17 protein-coding genes and 1 pseudogene are annotated in these 22,283 nt (G+C 56.9%); 15 read left to right on the forward strand and 3 right to left on the reverse strand.

Annotation, left to right across the window (positions count from 1 at the left end; genetic code table 11):
• The first annotated feature begins 67 nt into the window (after positions 1-67).
• From HUO07_RS08350 to HUO07_RS08380, 7 genes are all read left to right on the forward strand, one after another.
• Positions 68-955, forward strand: a complete 888-nt coding sequence (locus HUO07_RS08350) for a branched-chain amino acid ABC transporter permease (RefSeq protein WP_176303185.1) — start codon at positions 68-70, stop codon at positions 953-955.
• A gap of 5 nt (positions 956-960) precedes the next feature.
• Positions 961-1,953, forward strand: coding sequence for a branched-chain amino acid ABC transporter permease (locus HUO07_RS08355; protein WP_176303204.1), 993 nt, complete (start codon positions 961-963; stop codon positions 1,951-1,953).
• Between the two features lie 262 nt (positions 1,954-2,215).
• Positions 2,216-3,370, forward strand: coding sequence for an acyl-CoA dehydrogenase family protein (locus HUO07_RS08360; protein ID WP_176303186.1), 1,155 nt, complete (start codon positions 2,216-2,218; stop codon positions 3,368-3,370).
• 16 nt (positions 3,371-3,386) lie between these two features.
• Positions 3,387-4,502, forward strand: a complete 1,116-nt coding sequence (locus HUO07_RS08365) for an enoyl-CoA hydratase/isomerase family protein (protein WP_176303187.1) — start codon at positions 3,387-3,389, stop codon at positions 4,500-4,502.
• Positions 4,503-4,532: 30 nt separating this feature from the next.
• A complete protein-coding gene (mmsB, locus tag HUO07_RS08370; RefSeq protein WP_340162495.1) occupies positions 4,533-5,432 on the forward strand; it encodes a 3-hydroxyisobutyrate dehydrogenase in 900 nt (299 codons plus the stop codon).
• Positions 5,433-5,606: 174 nt separating this feature from the next.
• On the forward strand, positions 5,607-6,233 hold the full coding sequence (locus HUO07_RS08375) for a glutathione S-transferase family protein (protein WP_176303189.1): 627 nt from the start codon (positions 5,607-5,609) through the stop codon (positions 6,231-6,233).
• A gap of 99 nt (positions 6,234-6,332) precedes the next feature.
• The gene (locus HUO07_RS08380) at positions 6,333-7,082 is read left to right on the forward strand and encodes an SGNH/GDSL hydrolase family protein (protein WP_176303190.1); all 750 of its coding nucleotides are present in this window, start codon (positions 6,333-6,335) and stop codon (positions 7,080-7,082) included.
• A gap of 35 nt (positions 7,083-7,117) precedes the next feature.
• Here HUO07_RS08380 and HUO07_RS08385 read toward each other — a convergent pair whose 3' ends face one another.
• Positions 7,118-8,056 (reverse strand): ketopantoate reductase family protein, encoded by a 939-nt coding sequence (locus HUO07_RS08385; protein ID WP_176303191.1) that lies wholly within the window; start codon positions 8,054-8,056, stop codon positions 7,118-7,120.
• Positions 8,057-8,340: 284 nt separating this feature from the next.
• On the opposite strand from HUO07_RS08385, the pseudogene HUO07_RS08390 reads away from it, so the two are divergent.
• From HUO07_RS08390 to HUO07_RS08420, 7 genes and pseudogenes are all read left to right on the forward strand, one after another.
• A pseudogene (locus HUO07_RS08390) lies at positions 8,341-9,777 on the forward strand (IS1182 family transposase).
• Positions 9,778-10,299: 522 nt separating this feature from the next.
• On the forward strand, positions 10,300-11,742 hold the full coding sequence (locus HUO07_RS08395; RefSeq protein WP_176303192.1) for an aminotransferase-like domain-containing protein: 1,443 nt from the start codon (positions 10,300-10,302) through the stop codon (positions 11,740-11,742).
• A 99-nt stretch (positions 11,743-11,841) separates the two neighbouring features.
• Positions 11,842-12,174: a hypothetical protein gene (locus HUO07_RS08400; RefSeq protein ID WP_176303193.1), complete on the forward strand. Its 333-nt coding sequence runs from the start codon at positions 11,842-11,844 to the stop codon at positions 12,172-12,174.
• Between the two features lie 158 nt (positions 12,175-12,332).
• Complete coding sequence (locus tag HUO07_RS08405; RefSeq protein WP_176303194.1) at positions 12,333-14,363, forward strand: putative bifunctional diguanylate cyclase/phosphodiesterase; 2,031 nt, start codon at positions 12,333-12,335, stop codon at positions 14,361-14,363.
• A gap of 269 nt (positions 14,364-14,632) precedes the next feature.
• On the forward strand, positions 14,633-17,371 hold the full coding sequence (locus HUO07_RS08410; protein ID WP_176303195.1) for an ATP-dependent Clp protease ATP-binding subunit: 2,739 nt from the start codon (positions 14,633-14,635) through the stop codon (positions 17,369-17,371).
• Between the two features lie 142 nt (positions 17,372-17,513).
• Entirely contained in the window at positions 17,514-17,933 is a 420-nt protein-coding gene (locus tag HUO07_RS08415) for a phosphate-starvation-inducible PsiE family protein (RefSeq protein ID WP_176303196.1), read from the forward strand.
• Positions 17,934-18,092: 159 nt separating this feature from the next.
• Positions 18,093-19,061: an LLM class oxidoreductase gene (locus HUO07_RS08420; RefSeq protein ID WP_176303197.1), complete on the forward strand. Its 969-nt coding sequence runs from the start codon at positions 18,093-18,095 to the stop codon at positions 19,059-19,061.
• Between the two features lie 47 nt (positions 19,062-19,108).
• On the opposite strand, the gene HUO07_RS08425 is transcribed toward HUO07_RS08420, so the two are convergent.
• Positions 19,109-19,930, reverse strand: coding sequence for a CmcJ/NvfI family oxidoreductase (locus HUO07_RS08425; protein ID WP_217908827.1), 822 nt, complete (start codon positions 19,928-19,930; stop codon positions 19,109-19,111).
• Positions 19,931-20,174: 244 nt separating this feature from the next.
• Between HUO07_RS08425 and HUO07_RS08430 the strand changes: the two genes are divergently transcribed.
• The gene (locus tag HUO07_RS08430) at positions 20,175-21,503 is read left to right on the forward strand and encodes a DUF3422 family protein (protein ID WP_176303198.1); all 1,329 of its coding nucleotides are present in this window, start codon (positions 20,175-20,177) and stop codon (positions 21,501-21,503) included.
• Between the two features lie 290 nt (positions 21,504-21,793).
• Here HUO07_RS08430 and HUO07_RS08435 read toward each other — a convergent pair whose 3' ends face one another.
• Positions 21,794-22,153 carry a hypothetical protein gene (locus HUO07_RS08435; protein ID WP_246286604.1) on the reverse strand — a complete coding sequence of 120 codons (360 nt, stop codon included), beginning with the start codon at positions 22,151-22,153 and terminating at the stop codon, positions 21,794-21,796.
• Positions 22,154-22,283 lie beyond the last annotated feature (130 nt).

Here is a 22,283-nt window from a genome sequence, read left to right on the forward strand (position 1 = left end):
AAGTGACGTTTAGTACCGGTTGGCGGCAAGTTGCCGCCAACCGTTTGACGGCGAGGAGAATCGCGTTATGACGATGATATTCGGCGTGCCATTGGCCGTCTTCATGGGGCAGCTGACGCTGGGCCTTGTGAATGGGGCCTTTTACGCACTGCTTAGCCTGGGTCTGGCGGTCATCTTCGGCCTGTTGAAGATCGTCAACTTCGCCCATGGGGCGCAATACATGTTGGGGGCTTTCGCCGCGCTGTTGGGCTTTCGTTACCTGGGCATTAACTACTGGCTGGCGCTGTTCCTGGTGCCACTTGTAGTTGGCGCCTTCGGGGTATTGCTGGAGCGCTTTCTGCTGCGCCGAATTGCCCACCTGGACCACCTTTACGGATTGCTGCTGACCTTTGGTCTGGCGCTGATTTTTGAAGGCACGCTGGTCAACTTTTTCGGTGTTTCCGGCGCACGCTATGCAACGCCCGAGATTTTGCAGGGTGGCTTGAACCTCGGCTTTATGTTCCTTCCTACCTATCGTGCCTGGGTACTGGTCGCTGCGCTGGCAATGTGTCTGTTTACCTGGTTTATGATCGAGCGGACGCGGTTGGGGGCCTACCTGCGGGCGGGCACTGAAAACTCCCAGTTGATGCAGGCGTTTGGTGTCAATGTGCCGCTGCTGATAACGCTTACCTATGGCTTCGGCGTGGCCCTGGCCGCGTTTGCCGGTGTGCTTGCCGCGCCGCTCTATCCAGTTTCACCCACCATGGGTTCCAGCCTTCTCATCGTCGTGTTCGCGGTGGTGGTTATCGGCGGCATGGGTTCGATATTAGGTGCCATCATCACGGGCCTTGCGATGGGTATCATCGAAGGCCTGACCAAGGTGTACTACCCAGAGGCCTCCAATACGGTGATCTTCTTCGTCATGATCCTCGTGCTCATGTTGCGCCCAGTCGGGCTGTTCGGTAAGGAGGCATAAGCATGATGACGGAAACTCAATCAATGGCAGCACCGTCCGCAGTACTAGAGCGCCAGAAGCGCGCCAAGTTTCGACGCAATATGTTCTATCTGGCGTTGATCGTGGTGGGTCTGGTGGCGCCATTTTTGGCCTACCCCGTGTTCTTGATGAAAGTGCTCTGTTTTGCGCTATTCGCCTGCGCGTTTAACCTATTGCTTGGTTATGCGGGGCTGTTGTCCTTCGGGCATGCGGCGTTCCTGGCCACCGGCGGCTATGTGACCGGCTATTTGCTAGCGAGCTACCCGGGGCTAACGCCAGAGCTGGGTATTATCGCTGGCACCTTGCTGGCCACTCTGCTGGGCGTGCTGTTCGGGGTGCTCTCCATTCGCCGCCAGGGCATCTATTTTGCCATGGTCACCCTGGCCATCGCCCAGTTGGTGTATTTCATGTTTGTGCAGGCGCCGTTTACCGGCGGTGAGGATGGCTTGCACGGCGTTCCCCGCGGCGAACTGTTTGGCTTTATCAGCTTGAGCAGCAACCTCGCGATGTACTACTTCGTGTTTGCGATTTTCATCTTCGGCTTTGCGCTGATTCAGCGCACGGTGCACTCGCCGTTTGGTCAGGTGTTAAAAGCGATTCGTGAAAACGAGCCCCGCGCAGTATCGCTCGGCTACAACGCCGATGCCTACAAGCTGGTAGCGTTTGTGATCTCTGCCGGTTTGGCCGGGCTGGCCGGTTCAACCAAAACCGTGGTCTTCCAGTTAGCCTCGCTGACCGATGCCCATTGGCATATGTCTGGCGAGGTCATTCTGATGACCCTGCTGGGCGGCGTGGGAACGCTGCTGGGCCCGCTGATGGGGGCGGGCATAGTGGTTAGCCTCCAGCATATCTTGGCCCAATCCCCGCTGGGGAACTGGGTGAGCGTGATCCTTGGCATTATCTTTGTGATCTGCGTGCTTAGCTTCCGCAGTGGGATTGTTGGAGAGCTGGATAAGATGTACCGAAAGAACTTCAAGTAGCCGCTTTGAACAGTGGCTGCTTGAAAAAAGTTCTCTGTCCCGTACTTATTGGTTCTTCCCGTTGGGCGCCGCTTGGCGCCCTTTTTTCTGCCTCTTTTTTCAATCACCTTTTTCAACCCCATTTTCTGTATGACGGCCGAGCTTCTACACCTAAGGTCGCAAACGTTGGCATGTTGCTTGTGGGCGGGTAAATGGATAAGTTAACGTTAACGTCAATTACAACGACAATAGCAGTGCGCACGCGCATTCGCGGAGATACGCCATGAATTTTGAACTTAACGAAGACCAGGTCGCCTTTGCCGATATGGCGCGGGCGTTTGCCCAAAACGAGCTAGAGCCCCATGCGGCCGAGTGGGACCAAACCTCGTTCTTTCCGGTCGATGTGATTCGCAAAGCGGGCGAGCTGGGCTTTTGCTCGCTGTATGCCCCAGAAAGCGTAGGCGGGTTAGGGCTTTCGCGGTTGGATGCCAGCATCATATTCGAGCAGCTCGCCATGGGCTGCACCTCGACCACGGCGTATCTGACCATTCATAACATGGTGACCTGGATGTTGGCGGATTTCGGCACGCCCGACGCAGTCGAGCAGTGGGGCGCAAGGCTGGCTACGGGCGAGCTGCTTGGCTCTTACTGTTTAACCGAGCCTAACTCAGGTTCCGACGCCGCCTCGCTGAAGACCACCGCCAAGCGCGATGGCGATCACTACGTGCTTACCGGCAGCAAGATGTTTATTTCCGGCGCGGGTAGTACCGATTTTCTGGTGGTGATGGCGCGCACCGGCGGTGAGGGGGCTAGCGGTGTGTCAGCGTTTGCGGTGGATGCCAAGAGCGAAGGCATCAGCTACGGGCGCAAGGAAGAGAAGATGGGCTGGAACAGCCAGCCCACTCGCATGATTACCTTTGAAGAAGTGCGGGTGCCCGCCCATCACCTATTGGGCAACGAAGGTGACGGTTTCAAAATCGCCATGAAAGGCCTCGATGGGGGGCGGATCAATATTGCTACCTGCTCGATCGGCACCGCGCAGCAGGCGATCAACAAGGCGCGGGAATACATGCTCGAGCGCAAGCAGTTCGGCAAACGGCTCGCCGAGTTCCAGGCGTTGCAGTTCCGCTTGGCCGATATGGTCACCGAGTTAGTCGCTGCACGCCAACTGGTGCGTATGGCCGCCACCAAGCTGGACGCTGGCCACGCCGATGCGCCGACTTATTGCGCCATGGCTAAACGCTTTGCTACCGATGTGGGCTTCAAGGTATGCGACGAAGCGCTGCAAATATACGGCGGCAACGGCTATATCAAGGAGTATCCTATGGAGCGCTACGTGCGCGATACCCGGGTGCACCGGATTCTCGAAGGCACCAACGAAATCATGCGCCTGATCATCTCCCGTCGGGTATTGGCAGACGGCGCCACCGAGCTGTAAAGGATAAGGAATGCCCATGAGCAGTGTACTGTTTACCGAACACCCCGCCCAAGACGGCCACGTCATCGCCGAAATAAAGCTGGATGCCGAGCGCTCGCTGAACGCGTTAACGCTTGAGATGTGCGAAGCGATGTTGCCGCGCCTGCGGGACTGGGCCACCGATGAGCGCGTGGTGGCGATCCTGCTGGATAGCGCTGGCGAGAAAGCGTTCTGTGCCGGTGGTGATGTCGTCAATCTGTATAAAACGATTACCGGCGAGGGCGACCCTAGCTTTCCCGAGCGTTTTTTCGAAACCGAGTATCGGCTCGACTACCTACTGCACACCTACCCCAAGCCGGTGATCTGCTGGGGGAGCGGTATTGTAATGGGCGGCGGCATGGGGCTATTGAGTGCCAGCAGCCACCGCGTGGTGACTGAAACCTCACGCTTGGCCATGCCGGAAGTCACTATCGGCCTTTACCCGGATGTGGGCGCCAGCTGGTTCTTGAACCGCCTGCCCAACGGTACAGGGCGCTTTTTAGCCATGACCGGCTGTCAGGTCAGCGCGCCGGATGCCGTTCACCTCGGCCTGGCCGACCGCTGTATTGCCAGCCACCACCGGGATGCATTGCTGCAGCAGCTGATCGATGCACGTTGGGGTAAAGGCGCCGACACCGATGCCCACGGCGTGGTCAACCGTATTATGCGCGAGCTAGAGCAGACCTCGCAGCCGGTGTTTGCCGAGCTGGAAGCCCCCGTTTATCAGCACGCATCACTGATTCGCGAATTGATGGATCACGACAGCGTCGAGCAGATCGTTGCCGCCATTACCGCGGTAAAAAGCGACAACAAGTGGTTCAACAAAGCGCAGAAAACGCTGGCCCACGGCAGCCCAGTGTCCATCAAACTGATCGATGAACAACTGAAGCGCGCCAAACACATGTCGCTGGCGGAAGTGTTCCAGTTTGAGATGGCGCTTTCGGTACAGTGCTGCCGCCACCGCGAATTTCCTGAGGGCGTGCGTGCGCTGTTGGTCGATAAAGATGGCCAACCCGCGTGGACTTACCCAGATGTCGCTTCGGTGGAGGAAAGCTTTATCAATGAACTGTTGGCCTCTCCCTGGTCGCAAAATCCTCTATCGGATCTGCGCTAACTTAATTTCCCAAACACGCTAACAAGGACAATAAAGATGACGACTGTTGCATTTATCGGTTTAGGCAATATGGGTGGCCCAATGGCCGCCAACTTATCAAAAGCGGGTTTTAACGTTCGTGCTTTTGATCTTTCTCAAGACGCACTGGAGACCGCCAAAACCAACGGCTGCGAAGTCGCGTTTTCAGCCCAAGAAGCCGCCACCGGTGCGGATTTCGTCATCTCCATGCTGCCCGCAGGCAAGCACGTGCGCGACCTGTATGTTGAGGGCGATGCACCGCTGTTCGAGGTGATCAAGCAGAGCGCGCTGGTGATCGACTGTTCCACCATCGATGCCGACACCGCCCGCAGCGTGGCTGCCGAAGGCGAGAAGCTAGGCGTTGGCTTTGTGGATGCGCCGGTTTCCGGCGGGGTAGGCGGCGCGCAAGCGGGCACACTAACGTTTATCGTGGGTGGCTCGGAGGCTCAGTTCGAACAGGCCAAACTAGTGCTGGACGTGATGGGCAAAAACATCTTCCACGCCGGAGACCATGGCGCCGGGCAGGTGGCCAAAGTGTGCAACAACATGCTGCTATCCATCCTGATGGCGGGCACCTGTGAAGCGATCAATATGGGCGTCAAAAACGGCCTCGACCCAGCGGTGCTTTCAGAAATCATGAAGCAGAGTTCTGGCGGCAACTGGGCACTCAACGTTTACAATCCCTACCCAGGCGTCATGGAAAACGCCCCCGCTTCGAAAAACTACCAAGGCGGCTTCCAGGTAGACCTGATGATCAAGGATCTGGGCCTGGCCATGGATGTCAGCCAGCAAAGCGCCTCCGCAGTACCCATGGGCTCCGCCGCCCGCTCGCTGTTTACCCTGCATAAAGCCAAAGGCAACGGCAAACTCGACTTCTCCAGCCTGATGAAGCTGTATCAGGATGAAGCGTAAAACGAGAGGTGAGGGGTTGTAGCGCGTGGTAACGAGTAGCGAGTGCAACGAGAAACGAGGCACCCGTATGGACGGCCCCGCGCGAATGGGCGGCAAAGCCGCCCCCAACTTGCCACCCAACCCCGCGAGAGGCAAACTCAGCTTCCTCACTCTGCTCAAACAAAAAGGATTGCCATGATCACGCTTTGGGGCCGCAACAACTCCACCAATGTCAAAAAAGTACTCTGGGTGCTAGAAGAGCTGGAACTGCCCTTTGAGCAAATTCAGGCGGGACTTCATCACGGGGTCAACAACACCCCAGAATACCTGGCCATGAACCCCACCGGGCTGGTTCCGCTACTCAAAGATGATGCCACCGATAGCGTGCTGTGGGAATCTAACGCCATTATTCGCTACCTGGCCGCCCAATACGGGCAGAACAAGCTTTGGATCGAAGCGCCCGCCAAGCGCGCCCAAATGGAAAAGTGGATGGAGTGGGCCAACAGCACGCTAACGCCAGCTCACCGCAAGATCCTGATGGGTTATGTCAGAACATCGCCCGAAAATCGCGATAACGCCGCCATCGAAGCAGCGGTGAAAGAATGCGAAGCGCTATTTGCCATCATGGATAACGCGCTGGCAAATCAGACCTGGTTTTCCGGTGAGGCGTTTGGCTTGGGCGATATCGCCATCGCGCCCTTTATTTACAACATGTTCAACAGCGGCCTTACCTGGCAACCCCACCCCCACCTGGAACGTTGGTACCAACAGCTCACTGAACTGCCTAGCTTCAAAAAAATGGTGATGATTCCGGTGACGTAATGCTTGAACTTGAATGAGGTAAGCACTTTCATTCTTGGTGGCGAGTAGCGCTTTGCTAGCCTAGTCTTACGTAGGAAAAACAAAAATAAAGGAACTCACATGCTTCTTACACGACACAGCTTCATCAGTGGCTTGGCAGCCATCGCGTTACTCGCTGGAAACATAACTTACGCTGCCGACGATGCTACCAAGCGAATTATGGTTTATGGAGACTCCAATACATGGGGTTATATGCCCGTCGAAAGCGGCCCTACAACGCGTTACCCAGCTGATGTACGCTGGCCCGGTGTTATGGAAACAGAGCTTGGCTCCGAATATGAAGTGATTGAGGAAGGCTTGAGCGCACGCACCACAGACGTACCTGACCCTACACTTCCTCATATTTCGGGAGCAGGGCTTGATGGTTCCGCCTATTTGTCATCTGCTATCGCAACTCATCATCCACTCGATTTGGTTGTGATCATGCTTGGCACGAATGATGTTAAGGCAATGTTTGATCGCTCACCGTTTCGAATCGCACTCGGTGTTGGAAAGCTGATCGACATAGTGGAACAGACAGGTGGTGGGGTTGGCACCTCTTATCCAGCACCAAAGGTGTTGGTGCTCTCTCCGCCGCCACTCGGAGATGTGGCTCCTGAGGGGCGCGCTGAAAGATTCGCTGGCGGCGTCGAGAAAACGGAAGCACTTCCACCCCTGTACGAGGCAATTGCTGAGGCGGCTGGCGCGGAGTTTTATGATGTCGGTACTCTGGCAACCACAGATGGAATAGACGGCGTTCATTTCTCTCCAGAAACACACAATGCGATTGGCGTCGGCGTCGCCGAAAAGGTCATGTCAATTCTGGAGTAGTCGTCGTTGGGCTCTGTGGTGCCTAGCATGTCTTCTCAATGATTAAGCGTTCGTGAATAAGACGCTTCTAACACCGCTATCTCATTATTGAGCGCCTGCAACGTATTACATGCCAAACCATGCCGATCGGCGCTCTCAATCAACGGCCCCAAGATCGCCCCACGCTCGGTGGGGCGCTTGGCCTCAATATCCTGCAACATTGAGGCTTTGTTATTCGCGGTGTTCTCGATCACCTGCCACACCAATGCCAACCACGATGCTCCACCTTGCCCGTTATTGGGAGGCGCAATACCCTCGGCCAGCATAATCGCCGCGACTTCCTGAACCACCGCTACCACACGGCCCGCATAAGCATCATCGCGCAACTCCCCGTTACGCACACCGTTCAACGCCACCAACGGGTTAATCGCTGCGTTCACCGCCAGCTTCTGCCACAAACGCTGGCGAATATCAGTCACCGCCGTAGCAGTAAGCCCCGCCTGAGTGAGTGTTTGCGCTAGTGTTTCTGCCAACTCACCGTGTCGATTATTCAAATCGCCCACAAACGTATGCCCGCGTCCCGCATGCACTACGCCATCATCACCGGTTAAGTAAGCCCCTTCCGTGGTGGTCGCGCACAGCACCGGCCCTGGCCACGTCTGGGTAATACGCGGTTGGGCCAAAAAACCGTTTTGCCACAGTACCAATGGGGTAGTGGAGGGGAGGGAGTTAGCAGTACTTTCCAGCGCCGCCTCAGCGCTCATAGCTTTGGTAGTGATATGCAACAACGCAGGCGGCTCAGGCGCATCAACCGCCAACTGCCCAGCGGTAAGCGAGGGTAAGCGCTGAGTACGCGCTTCACCCTCCGGCGTCATTAACCTCTGCTGCGCGGGGAAGCCGCGGCGGCCAATTAGCGCCACCTCCGCAAATGGTGCCAGCGAATGCGCCAATAATCGGCCAATCGCGCCAGGGCCAAGGATCCAGTGGGTCGTCATTGTCTAAACATCATCATCAGCGGGAATGCCGACAAGCTTACCGCGTTCGATGTAAGGAGGCGAAGGTAGAAAAAAGCACTAGGAACGGGACTATTTGATAGTGACGCCGGTAAGCATAGTCTGCTAGCGTAAAGCTAAGAAGATTTTGAGTACGGTTTGTGGGTGAGGTAGTCGTGATTAGATGTTTTGCTTTTAAAAAGCGTTGAGGACTGACCGCTAACGACCGAGGCTGTGTGAAAACGTAGTGGCCGCTATACTTTGCCAGGTCCCCAGAGGAAATGGTGATGAAGCGATTCGTGGTAGGCGAGGCCCGAGACCAAAGCACGTTATTCCCTACGCTTTTGGACGACTTCATCGCCGAGGATAACCCGGTTCGTGCCATTGAGGCATTTGTTGAGGGGCTCGACCTTAAAGATATGGGCTTCAAAGGTGTTGATCCGCACGCTACCGGGAGACCGGCTTATCATCCGGCTGTTCTTCTGAAGCTCTACATCTATGGTTATCTCAAGCGTATTCAATCAAGCCGCCGGTTAGAGCGCGAGACCCAGCGTAATGTCGAGCTAATGTGGCTGACTGAGCGTTTAACACCCGATTTCAAGACGGTTGCCGATTTTCGAAAGGACAATGGCGATGCCATCCGCCGTGTATGTAGAGAGTTCATCGTGCTTTGCCGGCGACTGGAGCTGTTCTCCCAAGCCATCGTGGCCATCGATGGCAGCAAGTTCAGAGCCGTCAACAACCGTAATCGCAATTTCACAGCGACCAAGATGAAGCGTCGCCTTGAGCAGATCGAAGAAAGCTTCAACCGATATCTCAGTCAGCTAGATACAGCCGATCACACGGAGCCCGCGCTGGCCGAGGCCAAGACGAAACACTTAAAGGAGAAAATTATAAAGCTGAGGGAAGAAACGGCACGATTACAATCTGTTGAGGAACAGCGGCTGCAATCTCCGGATCAGCAAGTATCTTTGACGGATCCAGATGCTAGGTCGATGGCCACCAGTGGCAGAGGCACCGGGACAGTAGGCTACAACGTGCAGACAGCAGTCGATAGTCAGCACCATTTAATTGTGGCTCATGAGGTGACCAACGTCGGACATGACCGTGGGCAGCTCTTCCATATGGCGAAGCAAGCTCGGGAAGCCACTGGCATCAAGGAGCTGAAGGTCGTAGCTGACAGAGGCTACTTCAAAGGTAAAGAAATTCTCGCCTGCCATAAAGAAGGGATAACGACCTATCTCCCCAAGCCGATGACATCTCCAAACCAGGCATAGGGCTTTTTCACAAGAGACGCATTCCGATACTTCCCTGAAAGCAATGAATATTCCTGTCCTGCTGGTCAGCGGCTGATATGGCGATATGAAACGATAGAAAAGGGAATGAAGCTACATACTTACTGGAGCTCAGCATGTGCAAGCTGCGCTATGAAAGAAAAATGCACGACTGGCAAGCAACGACGGATCAGACGTTGGGAGCATGAAGATGTGCTTGAATCTGCACAGTCACGTCTCGATTGGAATCCAGAGGTGATGCGTCTAAGGCGACAAACCGTGGAGCATCCGTTCGGCACGCTAAAGGCGTGGATGGGTGCGACACACTTCGCGACAAAGCGTTTTAGAAATGTGGGCACGGAAATGAGTCTTCATGTGCTGGCGTACAACTTGAAGCGCGTCATAAAGATTTTGGGAGTCAATGAGATAATGAGGGCTGCGAGGGCGTAACAGCCCTTTTTCCTCTTTATTTTAGGGCTGTGATAGCGACTGTAGCTGGTTTCTGATAGCTCAATGATTTTCAACATCAGTGGTCGGCAATTATAGGAGCCAAGGCTCAGATGAGGCTAACGGGCAGCTGAAGGCAAAGGTTCTTGAGTCGGGCCAGATTTTTCTGTTTTCACACGGCCAGGACCCTGAGCGGACGTGCCGGTCAAAGCGGCAATCCATGCGGATTTCGCTTGGAGGGGATTGCTCAAACGAAAGGATGAAATTCTGAATAAATATGACGAAAATCGAGCGAAAGAAGAACAAAAAAACGCCCGAGGCAATACTGATTCTGAGTCGAACCCGTGAAACCGAGAATCAAAGTGTTACAATTAAAACTCCACACAAAGTACTAAATTCGTCGTCCTGGCCAAAAGCCCGATTCTCCCAAAGCCCTCAACAGAAGTTGGCCATGATGGCCTATGCACTACCTTTGAACCCCTTTTAAAATGGGTGGATTACTGAATCTATTACGCCGATGATGGCATGGTCCACACTAAGTTCTGGGGGAGACTCTCTTTGGCTGAAGGAACGTACCGCTATCAGCAGCTGCAGCAGTGGATACTGCAAGGCATCATTGACGGTCGTTGGACGCCGGGGGATCGTCTACCATCCATTCGAGAGATATGTACACAACAGGGCGTGTCAAAAGCCACAGTCCAGCATGCCCTGCAGCGACTTGAGGCGCAGGGGTTTCTGGAGGTTCGGCCAAAGGCAGGCCATTTCGTTACCCTGGCGCCTAAAGCCACTGCACCGCCGAGAACCACCTCCCGTATTGAAGCGCCTCGCCCCGTCAATGTTAGTGATTTACTGCTGGACATTATGGATCGAAATGCCGCGTTCGACCTTCTGCCCGAACTGCATGCCGGCGAACTGCCACCAGGAATCGTAAGCCTCAACCGGGCCATTGGGAGGGCTCTTCGGAGGCAGCGTGGTGCCGACTTCCAGTATTACGACAAACCTGCAGGCGATCTGAAGTTGCGAGAGCAGCTTGGGCTTCTGCTGGCTAAACGAGGGTGGCCTGTTACGCCAGATGAACTATGTATAACCTCTGGCTGTCAACATGCCTTGTTCCTGGCGCTCATGGCCTGCTGTCAACGCGGGGACATAGTTGCCGTGGAATCTCCGGGTTTCTATGGGGTACTGCAACTGCTGGAACAACTCGGTTTGCAAGTGATTGAAATACCAACCTCCACGGCAAGTGGTTTGGATATGGATGCCCTTGAAGAAGCCCTGGGGCGCTGGAACATCCAGACATGCGTCGTGTCTCCGGCGTTTGCTACGCCAGGAGGGGCGTTGATGTCCGAGGCTCCCCGGCGACGCCTGATGGCCCTCGCGGAAGAGTACGATCTGGCCATAATCGAAGACGATATATACGCCGAGTCCGGGTTTTCCCGGGTTCCCGACACCCTTAAGGCGCTGGATGATAGCAATCGTGTCATCCACTGCAGTTCGTTTTCCAAGGTGTTGTCCCGGGACCTGCGCCTGGGTTGGATTTCAGGGGCACGCTGGCATCAGCGGATACTGAATCTGAAAATGGTGACTCAACTGGCCAGTAGCCGCTATTTGCAACAGGGCGTTGCAGCCTATATGGAAGAGGGTGAGCTGTCCGCCCATCTTCGCAGGCAACGGAAGTTGATGAGTGAGCAACGCGACCGCCTACTGGCTTCACTGCTCGCATGGCCGGTGTCGGTAAGAGTGACGGCGCCCCAGGGCGGCCTGGCGTTCTGGCTGGAGCTGCCTGCAACGGTCGACACCCTGGCTGCATACCCCAAGGCGCTTGACGCAGGTGTTGTGATCACGCCCGGCCCGCTTTTTTCCGCATCGGGTAAGTATGGCAATTGTCTGAGGGTCAGCTTTTCCCATCCCTGGGATGAGCGAAGAATCCGCGCCCTGAATCAACTACCAGAGTTGCTACATCTTACCTGACGGCCGATCTGTCCCTATTAAAAATTAAAAAGTTGAGCCTGCACCGATCTGGTGGAACTGGATACCCTCACTTTCTGATCGAACGACTGTAAGTGAGTAATGAGCCAAAATATACCGTTTCGTAATATTGATACCATTCATGACCGCCCCACGCTCATGGATAAAATTCATGTCCGCAGTTTCAAGGGCTATTTCAGGCGCTTGAGAATCCTTGGTGGAGCACTCCTGTTTGCTCTGTATTTTGGAACGGTCTGGTTAACCAGCGGAGACCGTCATCAGCGCATCAGGCTTGACCTGGCTCCGATGAGTGCCGGCAAGCTTCTCAAGCGCATCCAGAAACATACCCTCTGGTTGATGATAAGCGTGGCATCAGTGAAAGATCCGGAACTGAAACTCGTCGCAAATAGCAAATACGTGGGGGCAACACGGTGACTGACAAGCATCGTGGGTCACGAAAAGGCATCAGGCCGTTGAAGTTTTTACAAAGCATCCTTGGAGCGGCTTTTGATGTCCGGGTAAGCCGCCCTCATAAGGAACATTTTAACATTAGTCGGATGCTCCGCGAGGATGACCAGCACGTATGTGAGGTCATGGATCGGCTCTCACCGTCAGTCTTCGCCGGCCTGCTGACCGTCAATGGTGTGCTCACGTACGCCAATAAAGCCGCGTTGGATGCCATTGGCGCACGAGCCGAGGATGTGCTAGGCCGACCGTTTGATGCCACCCCCTGGTGGGGGTTCTCAGACCAGGGCCGGCAACGTCTGCGCGATGCGATACGGGCCGCCGGACAGGGGCATACATCCCGTTTTGACGTGCTTATCCTCGATCGCAACGGTCGAGTGCGGACCATGGATTTCACCCTGCACCCGGTCTACGACGACAAGGGAAACGTCACCTATATGGTACCTTCCGCGCGCGACATCACGGAGCGCAGGCAGGCTGAGCGGGAGCTGCGGCTGACCCAGTTCGCAGTGGATCACGCGCGGGGCGCGATGTTCCAGATCGATGCCGACGGGCGGGTACGCTATGCCAATCGCGCGGCCTGCGACATGCTCGGGTACGCCCGCGAAGACCTTACAGGACGCTTGCTTTCCGATATCGATCCCACCATGACGGAAGGGGTCTGGCGGGAGCATTTGCACGAGTTGAAGGCGCAGGGCTCGGCACGACTTGAGTCACTCGCCCGCCGCAGCGACGGGGGACTGATCCCCATCGAGGTAACCGCCACTTACATCGAGTACGAAGGTGAGCCCGTCAGCTTCTCCTATGTCGACGATCTCACGGCCCGCAGGGCGTCCGAGGAGCGCATCCACTATCTAACCCGATTCGACGGCCTTACCCGGTTGCCGAACCGGACTGCACTCCACGAACGCCTCGAACAGGCCATCGAGTCGGCGCAACTCAGCAACTCGCCTGTGGCGCTTCTGATTGTCGGGCTCGACCGCCTGGGGCTGGTCAACGACGCCCTGGGGCACGCGGGCGGAGACGAGGTGCTCCGCGCCATCGCCGAGAGGCTGTCCGCATGCGCGGAAACACCCGCGACCGTGGCCCGTATTGGCGGGGACGAATTTGCGATCATGTACACGACAGATACGCAGCAGGATCTCCATGCCGAGTATTGGACTCAACGCATCCTTGAGTCGGTCTCCGAGCCCTTGCGGATCAACGATCAGGAGATCTGCGTAACCTGCAGCATCGGTTCTGCAGCCTATCCATTCGACGGAGCGGACTCGGGAGAGCTGTTCAAGAATGCCACGTCAGCACTGCGCCGCGCTAAGGGCCGGGGGCGCAACATGCACCTGGCCTATGTCTCGGCGGCGGCCAATCGGGATCCGGAGCGATTGGCCCTGGAGTTGGCGCTGCGCGGCGCGCTGAAGCACGGCGAGTTCAGCGTGCATTACCAACCCCGTATTGACGTGGACAGCGGTGCCCCCGTCGGCGCTGAAGCACTTCTGCGATGGCATCACCCCCACATGGGCATGATCTCGCCTGCGCGGTTCATCCCTGTTGCGGAGGAGACAGGCCTGATTGAATCAATCGGGGAATGGGTACTACGTGCGGCGTGCGAGCAGAACCGGCTCTGGCGTGAAAGTGGCCTGATGCCCGGACGCATCGGCGTGAACCTCTCTGCCCGACAGTTCCGCCACGCAGACCTCGCGCTGCGGGTGGTACAACTGCTCAAGGAGACCGGACTTGACCCGCAACACCTGGAACTCGAGCTAACCGAGAGCATGCTCATGGAGGATGTCGATACGGCGGTCGCAACGATGACGTGCCTCAAGAATTACGGCGTGAGCATCGCGGTGGATGACTTCGGCACCGGGTATTCCGGCCTGAGCTACCTGAAGCGTTTCCCGATCGATACGCTTAAGATCGACCAGTCGTTCGTCCGCGAAATCACCAGCGATCCGGCCAGTGCCGCGATCGCCGACGCCATCATCGCCATGGCTCAGCGCCTGAACCTGGATGTTATCGCCGAGGGCGTGGAGACACCGGAGCAGTGCCGATTGCTGCGTGAAAGCGGATGCCGGTATATGCAGGGTTACCTGTTCGCAAGGCCGGTGCCGACAGAGGATCTAACTAAACTGTTGCGTGTGGGGCACGTTGGCAGGCACCTCTGACGCGGTTTGTGTTGATGCGGCTTGTTCGAACACGGCCAGCAGTAAAACAGAACCAGGCTATGGAGTTGGTGCTGGCGGTTCATTCGCCCGGGATGGCGGGGCCCTGCTGCTTCGTGCCGCCTTGCTTTCAGTCTACCTCGGGCTATACTTATCTAATCTTCTCCCGGGCTCTGCCCCCTCCCAAGTTTTACTGGGCTCCGCCTCTTCTCCAAGGCTTAGCGGTTCCTATACGACTGTTGTAAGCCATACAACGGTACAAAGGAGGGATCATGAACAAGAGTCCAGAAAAATCACAGCAAATATCATGCGATATCTGCCGGCAACGCCCTGCGGCTCTGCAGGTAACCGTTTCACAGGCCGGACGCAGACGCACTCTCAACGTATGCCAAACGGATTATTTGCGCCTGAGAGCACGAAGTGCCTCTCCGTTTGAATCCCTATTTGGAAGCGGGCTGCTCGCCGACGATTTCTTCGAGCGGCTGGCGCGAGACGAGGATTTCGGCTTTGGCAGTGTCGCCAGTCGAGAGAACGGCCGGCCGCAGGATAGCGCATCGGTCGCCCTCGGTGACCTGCTTAGCGAGCAAAGCGAGCAGATTCTGCAGCAAGCCGCGGCTACCGCGACGGAGTGGGGTTCGCAGCTGATTGATACCAGCCACCTGCTTTACGCGCTGGCCGATAACGATGTGGTGCAAGCGCTCCTCAAGCGATACCAGCTATCGGCCAAGGACCTCAAGGCCCAGATTGAGCAACTGACACCCAAAGCTGCGAGCGAACCTGAAACGGACGGGCCTACAAAGATCGGAGTTTCCCCACGGGTGAAAGCCGCGCTACAGCGCGCCTTCCAGGCGTCGAGAGACCTCGGGCATGGCTATATTGGTCCCGAACACCTTCTGATCGGTCTGTCCGAGGAGGAGGGGCTGGCCAGCGACTTGCTGAACCGTTATGGCCTCTCAGCACACGGTCTTCGGCAGAAGGCTGTGCAGGTGGTCGGAAAGGGGGCACAGGAGGGGCGACTGCCGGAGCAAAGCGACACGCCCACCCTGGACAAGTACAGTCGGGATCTTACGGCATTGGCTAACGAGGACAAGCTCGACCCGGTGATCGGGCGAGCGGCCGAGGTCGAGACCCTGATCGAGGTTCTTTCCCGGCGCCGCAAGAACAACCCCGTTCTTATCGGTGAGCCGGGGGTCGGCAAGACCGCCATCGTCGAAGGGCTGGCGCAGCGAATTGTTCACAACGAAGTGCCGGACCTGTTGCAGAACAAACGGGTGGTTGAGCTAAACATCAACTCGCTGGTGGCGGGCTCCCAGTATCGTGGTCAATTCGAGGAGCGGATCAAACAGGTCCTCGACGAGATTACTTCCCACCAAAACGAGATTGTGCTGTTCATCGACGAGCTGCACACCATTGTCGGCGCCGGATCGACCGGGGGCGAAGGCGGGCTGGACGTCGCGAATACTCTCAAGCCCCAACTGGCGCGTGGTGAATTGCATTTGGTCGGGGCGACCACGCTGGCCGAATACCAGAAGCACATTGAAAAAGACGCTGCGCTGGAACGGCGGCTGCAACCGGTGTTCGTTGCCGAACCAACGATTGACCAGACCATCAATATACTAAGGGGGCTCAGGGATCGACTGGAGGCTCACCACAAGGTGACGATCACCGACGAGGCGATTGTCGCCGCCGTGGAGATGGCCGACCGCTACGTCACCAACCGCTTCCTGCCGGATAAGGCCATTGATCTGATAGATCAGGCGGCTGCTCGGGTACGAATCGGTGGCACTTCGCGGCCGCCGGAGCTTCACGAGCTCGGTGCACAGATCGACCAGCTGCGGCGTGAGCGTGACTACGCATCCAACCGCAAGAATTTCGAGCGCGCGAGCGCGCTGGAAGCTCGTATCGAAGAACACCAGGGCGACTATGACCAAGGCCTGGAGGAATGGAACACGACCCGGAGCACTAGCGCCAACCAGGTGGGCGTCGAGGATGTGGCACAGATCGTTTCGCGTCTGACCGGAGTTCCGGTGGCAGAGCTCACCACCGAGGAGCGCACTAGGCTGATGGAAATGGAACAGCGTCTGCATCAGCGGGTCGTCGGTCAGGACGAGGCGGTAAGAGCCGTATCCGATGCCGTGCGTTTGTCTCGCGCCGGGCTGGGCGACCGCCGCCGTCCCATCGCAACCTTCTTCTTCCTCGGACCCACGGGAGTGGGTAAGACGGAATTGACCAAAGCCCTTGCGGAAACGGTATTTGGTGATGAAGAGGCGATGATCCGCGTTGACATGAGCGAGTACATGGAGCGGCATACGGTCGCGCGCCTCATCGGGGCGCCTCCTGGGTACGTCGGGTTCGAGGAAGGGGGGCAGCTTACCGAAAAGGTACGGAGAAAGCCTTACAGTGTCGTTCTACTGGACGAGTTCGAGAAAGCACACATGGATGTCCAGAACGTGCTGCTGCAGGTCTTCGAGGATGGGCGGCTCACTGATGGGAAAGGGCGTGTCGTAGACTTCACCAATACCATCATAATAGCCACAAGCAATATCGGTTCTGATCTCATCCGGGAAAACCTCGAGGCCCCGGAGGACGAGCGCAAGGACGCCGCGGAATTGAAGTCGGAACTGTTGAACGTGCTTCGTCGCTATCTCCGCCCGGAGTTCATCAACCGCATCGATGAGATCATCGTATTCCACGCCCTCGATCGCAAGCAAATCGGTGACATCGTAGGCCTGCAGCTCGAGCGCGTGAAGCGTCTTGCGCACGGGCAGGGCTTGACGGTGGAGTTCGACGACTCGCTCATCGACCATTTGGCGGATGTCGGCTACCGGCCAGAGTTCGGTGCGCGCGAACTTCGTCGCCAGATCCGATCCCTGATCGAGACGCGCCTTGCGAGTGCCGTATTGCGGGGCGAAATAGAGGAAGGCGATAGTCTGCGCTTCATCTACGACAAGGATCGAGGTGAAATCCATTGGGAGAAGGAAACAAAGGTGCCTGCCACCGAACCGGAGTGACGAAGCCGCGCGGGCGGCGGACAGGAGGGCATGATACATGTCCAGAGGAAAGCCCCTACAAGGGGGTGGCGGTAGTAGGTCGCGCCGCGTAGGTTCCGCACTCGCTGGACGGTTCTCAGAGACACGCCTTGCTTGGCCGAACATGTCCTACTACCAGCGCTTCGAGCAGATTGTGGCGATAATTCTCACGCTGCTGCTCAGTCTCGTGGTCGCGGTGGCTCTCGTCCATCTGACCTGGCGCATCCTCACGCTGATTGTGCTTGGTGTTGTCGATCCTGCCAACCAATCTGTCTTCCAAGTGGTCTTCGGCATGGTCATGACGTTACTGATTGCCCTGGAATTCAATCATTCCGTGCTGAGTATAGCCGAGCGTCAGAATAGTATCGTGCAAATCAAGACCGTCCTGCTAATTGCGCTCCTCGCTCTGGTTCGAAAGTTCATTATCCTCGATGCCACAAAGATCGACCCCATGACTCTGCTGGGGCTGAGCGCGGCGATTCTGGCTCTCGGCGCAATCTACTGGCTGGTGCGAGAGCAGGAGGGGAGGCAGAAGCGCGAATAGTGAAGAGGCTAGCGGGAGGGGCGTTACGAGAGTGAGGTGCGCGCGAATCATGACACCATGATGCTCAGTGAGTATCAACCCGGGTCGGGTAGGCTTGTCGCACTCGACTGTACCGCTGTATCCCGCGGCCTTGCAGCGGGAATAAATGGAGGAAAGGGCATGTTTACTCCGAATTCCATTCCCTATCAGCAACAAGCTGGCTTTCAGCGCACCTACCGCCAAGGCCGCCTGAGCCTGGGCCTTTTCTTCCCTCTCGAAGCCTTTACCGGCGATATGCCAACTATGGCCAACCAGGTAAGCTTGGCCCAACGTGCCGAGCAACTGGGTTTCTCTGCTCTCTGGTTTCGGGACGTGCCGTTACGCGACCCCAGCTTCGGGGATTCGGGCCAGGTGTTCGATCCCTGGGTCTACCTGGGTTTTATGGCCGCACACACTCGCTCGATTGCGCTGGGTACCGCGTCGGTCATCCTGCCAATCCGTAATCCCCTACACACTGCCAAGGCCGCAACGAGTGTTGATCAGCTCAGTGGTGGCCGTCTGTTACTCGGCGTGGCTTCCGGTGACCGTCCAGTAGAGTTCCCAGCATTCGGTGTCGACCCGGAGCAACGCGGCAGCCTGTTCCGCGAATATCTCAAGGTATTTCGCGAGGTTCAGTCCAGCAGTTTCGTGCCTTTAAAATGGTCCGACGGCACGCTTCAGGGAGCCGATCTAATTCCCAAGCCGACCACGGCGGAAATTCCTTTCTTCGTGACCGGTCATAGCCGCCAGACGCTGGAGTGGATCGCGCGCTACAGTCATGGGTGGATTAGTTATCCGCGCCCCCCGAAGGCCCAGCAAGTGGTTGTCGAGAGCTGGCGCACGGCGGTTCGTGATGGATGTGGCGAGCTGTTCAAACCCTTCACCCAGTCACTTTACCTCGACCTGACAGATAACCCGCAGACACCCCCACGGCCGATCCACTTGGGGTATCAACTGGGACGGCATCACCTTATTGCGCTGCTCCATAGGTTGCAGGAGATCGGGGTAAACCATGTGATTATCAATTTGAAATACGGCCAACGACCTGCCGGCGAGGTCGTTGAGGAAATCGGCCAATTCGTTTTACCTGACTTCGCTATGCCGGCATAAAAGCCAGCCGGGAACTATGCGGGTAGGCTATCGCCAGTGTTCAAAATCTAGCCGAAGAAGGCGAGAGTGCGAATCTCGATACTCTCGCGAGGCGGTGCTCCTGGCGGCGTATGGGGGTCCTGGAAGGCCGTATGGGGGGTGAAGCGTGCACGGCCGTCGTGACGTGAGTCATACCCTTTGATCAGTAAGGCCTCGTCACGGCGCATGTCCGGAAAATAGTACCAGCGCTGGAGCGGATTGTACGCCAGGTGGTAGATCTCACCGATACGGTCCGGATAGACCAGGTCGGTGGCCAGCAGGTCATCGGGGTCGAGCGTCGATGCGTCCAGCAGGGCCAGCGGCGAACTCTTGACGGGCCCGCTTATCGGGCGCCAGAGGTTGATCTGAGCCACTGGCACCGCTGCCAGCGCGTCGGCCTGATCCCTGCCCAGCACTTCGCGGATACGTTCAAGCCCCGAGCGCTCGGTGTAGTCATTATGCACGCGGCTGGCCGGGCCGCGAATGCCCCGTTGCTCGGCATCGCTACGCCGAGTGTGGTCGAAGATGACGACCCGGCTCGCCCCCGTCAGTTCTTTGATCAAAGCCTCGACTTCGGCGTAGTAGACGCTTTCCACCAACGTATCGTCGTAAAGGTCGTCGACCACCGTATCCCGCCGATGAAGCTCAAACCCCTGCTTGTCCAGAGAAAGGCTGTCTACCAACGGTCGACCGTTGTATATCGTGACTTCGCGCTCCTCCTGCTCGGCAAAGTAGTGCGGTTCACTGTCACCGGTCAGAGCCTCGGTATGCACATAGGGTTTCGCATCGTGCTTGACCAAATAGGTGAGCGTCGTAGTAATGCTGGCGGGCATGTCAGTCGTGCGCTTCAAGAAACACCTCCCGGTCTGCTGAGCGCGTCCAGAGTGGTGGCACCGTGGAGGCGTGATAGCTGGTGTAGGTTTCTTCACTACCAAGTGTAGGCCATCAGAAGGGAACTTTCCCTGCCTTGACCCTGTTCTTTGGCAAATGTTACGTCGCGGCGTAATCGCTCACAGGGTTTACCTTCGCGTAGTGAGCTATAGTGTTACTAGAGTCCCACTCTGTATTTCCTTTACCCGTCAACCTGAGGTCATTATGGCCGAGTCGACCCACAATCCGAACGGTCAGCCGGCCTCAACCGACACCGTGTATGGAATGCCGGCTTATGCCGACAGGGCGGCGGCCGTAAACGAAGTACATGCACGCCCACACCTCATGATTCAGGCCCCGAGGGAGATGTTGCAGTTCGCTTTCATGACTGGAGGAAATCTGACCAAGGATAAGTTGGCGATGAATGAGTTGTCTGATCGTCTCCGCGTGGCTGAGCCTGACCAATCTACCGCATTTCATGGCTTGACCTGGGAAGACGGAGGACTGCATTGCGAAAAGCACTCGGAGTATTCCACGTATCTGTGGTGTGCCGAGCTTGATCCCGAAACCGGAGAACCATGCGGCGAGAATCCGTTCAAGCATGGATTCATCCCTCCAGGCCCGGTGGTATCGGGCGTGCGCCTGACCTTTCTTCCATGGAATTCAGATACTGAGAAGGAGGTAGATCGCTTCGATCCTTCCAGCCTTTGTTACTCGCTAGTAGAAAGTGGGAACGCTGCCATCCTGACCGATTTCCGACAGGATGACGACGGCCTGACGCACATCCTGATCCTTGCGCGTGATTTGAAACCCGCGCGAGCAGGTGCGCTGGCGCAACGTCTTCTGGAGATTGAGACCTATCGGACTTTGGCCTTATTGTCGTTGCCGTTGACCAGGTCAATGAGGGTGGAGCTGCGACGCATGGAGTCACAACTGGCGATGATGACTGATGAGATGTCGACGAACTCGGAATCGCGGCGTGACAATCACCTTCTACTGTCAGAACTGACCAGTCTGGCGGCAAAACTGGAGGCCTGCGTTGCTGCGAATCTCTATCGATTTGGCGCCAGCCGGGCTTACTACGAGATTGTTGAAGAGAGGTTGGCAGCGCTAATGGAGGAGAGCGTATCCGGATACTTCACCTGGCGGGATTTCCTTCAGCGCCGTATTGCGCCTGCGATGCGAACCTGCCTTTCGGTTAAAGAGCGCCAGGCCAAGCTCTCCGACGAACTGACCCGAAACATCTCACTGCTGCGCTCCTGGGTCGATGTCGAACTGGAACGCCAGAATCGGGACTTGCTGGCGTCGATGAATAACCGAGTCAAGCTGCAATTGCGTCTTCAGCAAACGGTTGAAGGCCTGTCTGTGGCAGCAATTTCATATTACGTCGTGAGTCTTTCAGGCTATTTCTTGAAGGGTATCCCATTCATTTACGATGTTGTCACACCGGTGATGTCGGTACTGGTACCCGTCGTGATGCTGTCGATCTGGTGGAGGGTTCGTCGGATCAGACATGCCCACGAGGATTCCTCGGCGTTGGAAAAATCATACTGACGACCTGGCGGCTTGAGCGCGGAATGGGCTGGCGCCTTGGCGAAGGGGACTTGGCGGCTGAATCGACCCCCTGGCATTTGACGGCGGCCCGACCTTCACCTTGGCCGGTGCACCGGTCGTCCGGGACACCAGTTAGCCAGTCAGAGCCAATAGGTCACACCCATCCCTGGCAGTCAGTCCCTTCCGTCGTCAACGGCTCACGCCGTCCCCCATTCCTTTTTGTGACCATGAAGCCGCAGAACCACATTCGTTTCGGAACAATTCATCCAACCCGCCTTTTATTATGGTGATCAACCACTGTTCCTTGGTGGTGTCCACGCCGGTGCTTCGTCCTCGATTCGCCGTATGTCCTCCCGCATGGCGTGACCCAGTGACTCTTCCAGCTTCATGAACAGCTCCCCGTAGCGCGGGCTGAAGTGGATGCTTTCCTCGATGTTGCGCCAGGCGTTGAACAGTTGGTCTTCATTGGCTTTTTCGCTGGCGACAAAGGATTGGGTCATCCGGCGGGCGCGCTCTGGGTGGACGCCCATGGCGGTGAGGGCATCGCCGCCCAGTTCCAGGGCGGAGTAATAGGTTTCGCTTACCACATCGTCGGCGCCGGCCTCACGCAACTCGTAACCATGGCCTCGGTCGAAGGCGCGGGCCAGCACCCAGACCCCCCGGGTAAAGCTGTTTGACGTGACGCACCAGGCTCACGGCCCGGTCGCGGTCATCGATGGCGACGACGAGCAGGCGTGCCTCGGCAATGCCGGCGGTTTCCAGTAGCTGGATGCGGGTGGC

This window comes from Vreelandella maris (assembly GCF_013371085.1).
GTDB classification, from domain to species: Bacteria; Pseudomonadota; Gammaproteobacteria; order Pseudomonadales; family Halomonadaceae; genus Vreelandella; species Vreelandella maris.

Coding starts and splice junctions, on each gene's coding strand:
- HUO07_RS08360 (WP_176303186.1), top strand. CDS start 2,216: ATGAATTTTGAACTTAACGAAGACCAGGTCGCCTTTGCCGATATGGCG.
- HUO07_RS08405 (WP_176303194.1), top strand. CDS start 12,333: ATGGATCGGCTCTCACCGTCAGTCTTCGCCGGCCTGCTGACCGTCAAT.
- HUO07_RS08350 (WP_176303185.1), top strand. CDS start 68: ATGACGATGATATTCGGCGTGCCATTGGCCGTCTTCATGGGGCAGCTG.
- HUO07_RS08410 (WP_176303195.1), top strand. CDS start 14,633: ATGAACAAGAGTCCAGAAAAATCACAGCAAATATCATGCGATATCTGC.
- HUO07_RS08420 (WP_176303197.1), top strand. CDS start 18,093: ATGTTTACTCCGAATTCCATTCCCTATCAGCAACAAGCTGGCTTTCAG.
- HUO07_RS08385 (WP_176303191.1), bottom strand. CDS start 8,056: ATGACGACCCACTGGATCCTTGGCCCTGGCGCGATTGGCCGATTATTG.
- HUO07_RS08395 (WP_176303192.1), top strand. CDS start 10,300: ATGGTCCACACTAAGTTCTGGGGGAGACTCTCTTTGGCTGAAGGAACG.
- HUO07_RS08375 (WP_176303189.1), top strand. CDS start 5,607: ATGATCACGCTTTGGGGCCGCAACAACTCCACCAATGTCAAAAAAGTA.
- HUO07_RS08355 (WP_176303204.1), top strand. CDS start 961: ATGACGGAAACTCAATCAATGGCAGCACCGTCCGCAGTACTAGAGCGC.
- HUO07_RS08380 (WP_176303190.1), top strand. CDS start 6,333: ATGCTTCTTACACGACACAGCTTCATCAGTGGCTTGGCAGCCATCGCG.
- HUO07_RS08365 (WP_176303187.1), top strand. CDS start 3,387: ATGAGCAGTGTACTGTTTACCGAACACCCCGCCCAAGACGGCCACGTC.
- HUO07_RS08415 (WP_176303196.1), top strand. CDS start 17,514: ATGTCCTACTACCAGCGCTTCGAGCAGATTGTGGCGATAATTCTCACG.
- HUO07_RS08430 (WP_176303198.1), top strand. CDS start 20,175: ATGGCCGAGTCGACCCACAATCCGAACGGTCAGCCGGCCTCAACCGAC.
- HUO07_RS08400 (WP_176303193.1), top strand. CDS start 11,842: ATGAGCCAAAATATACCGTTTCGTAATATTGATACCATTCATGACCGC.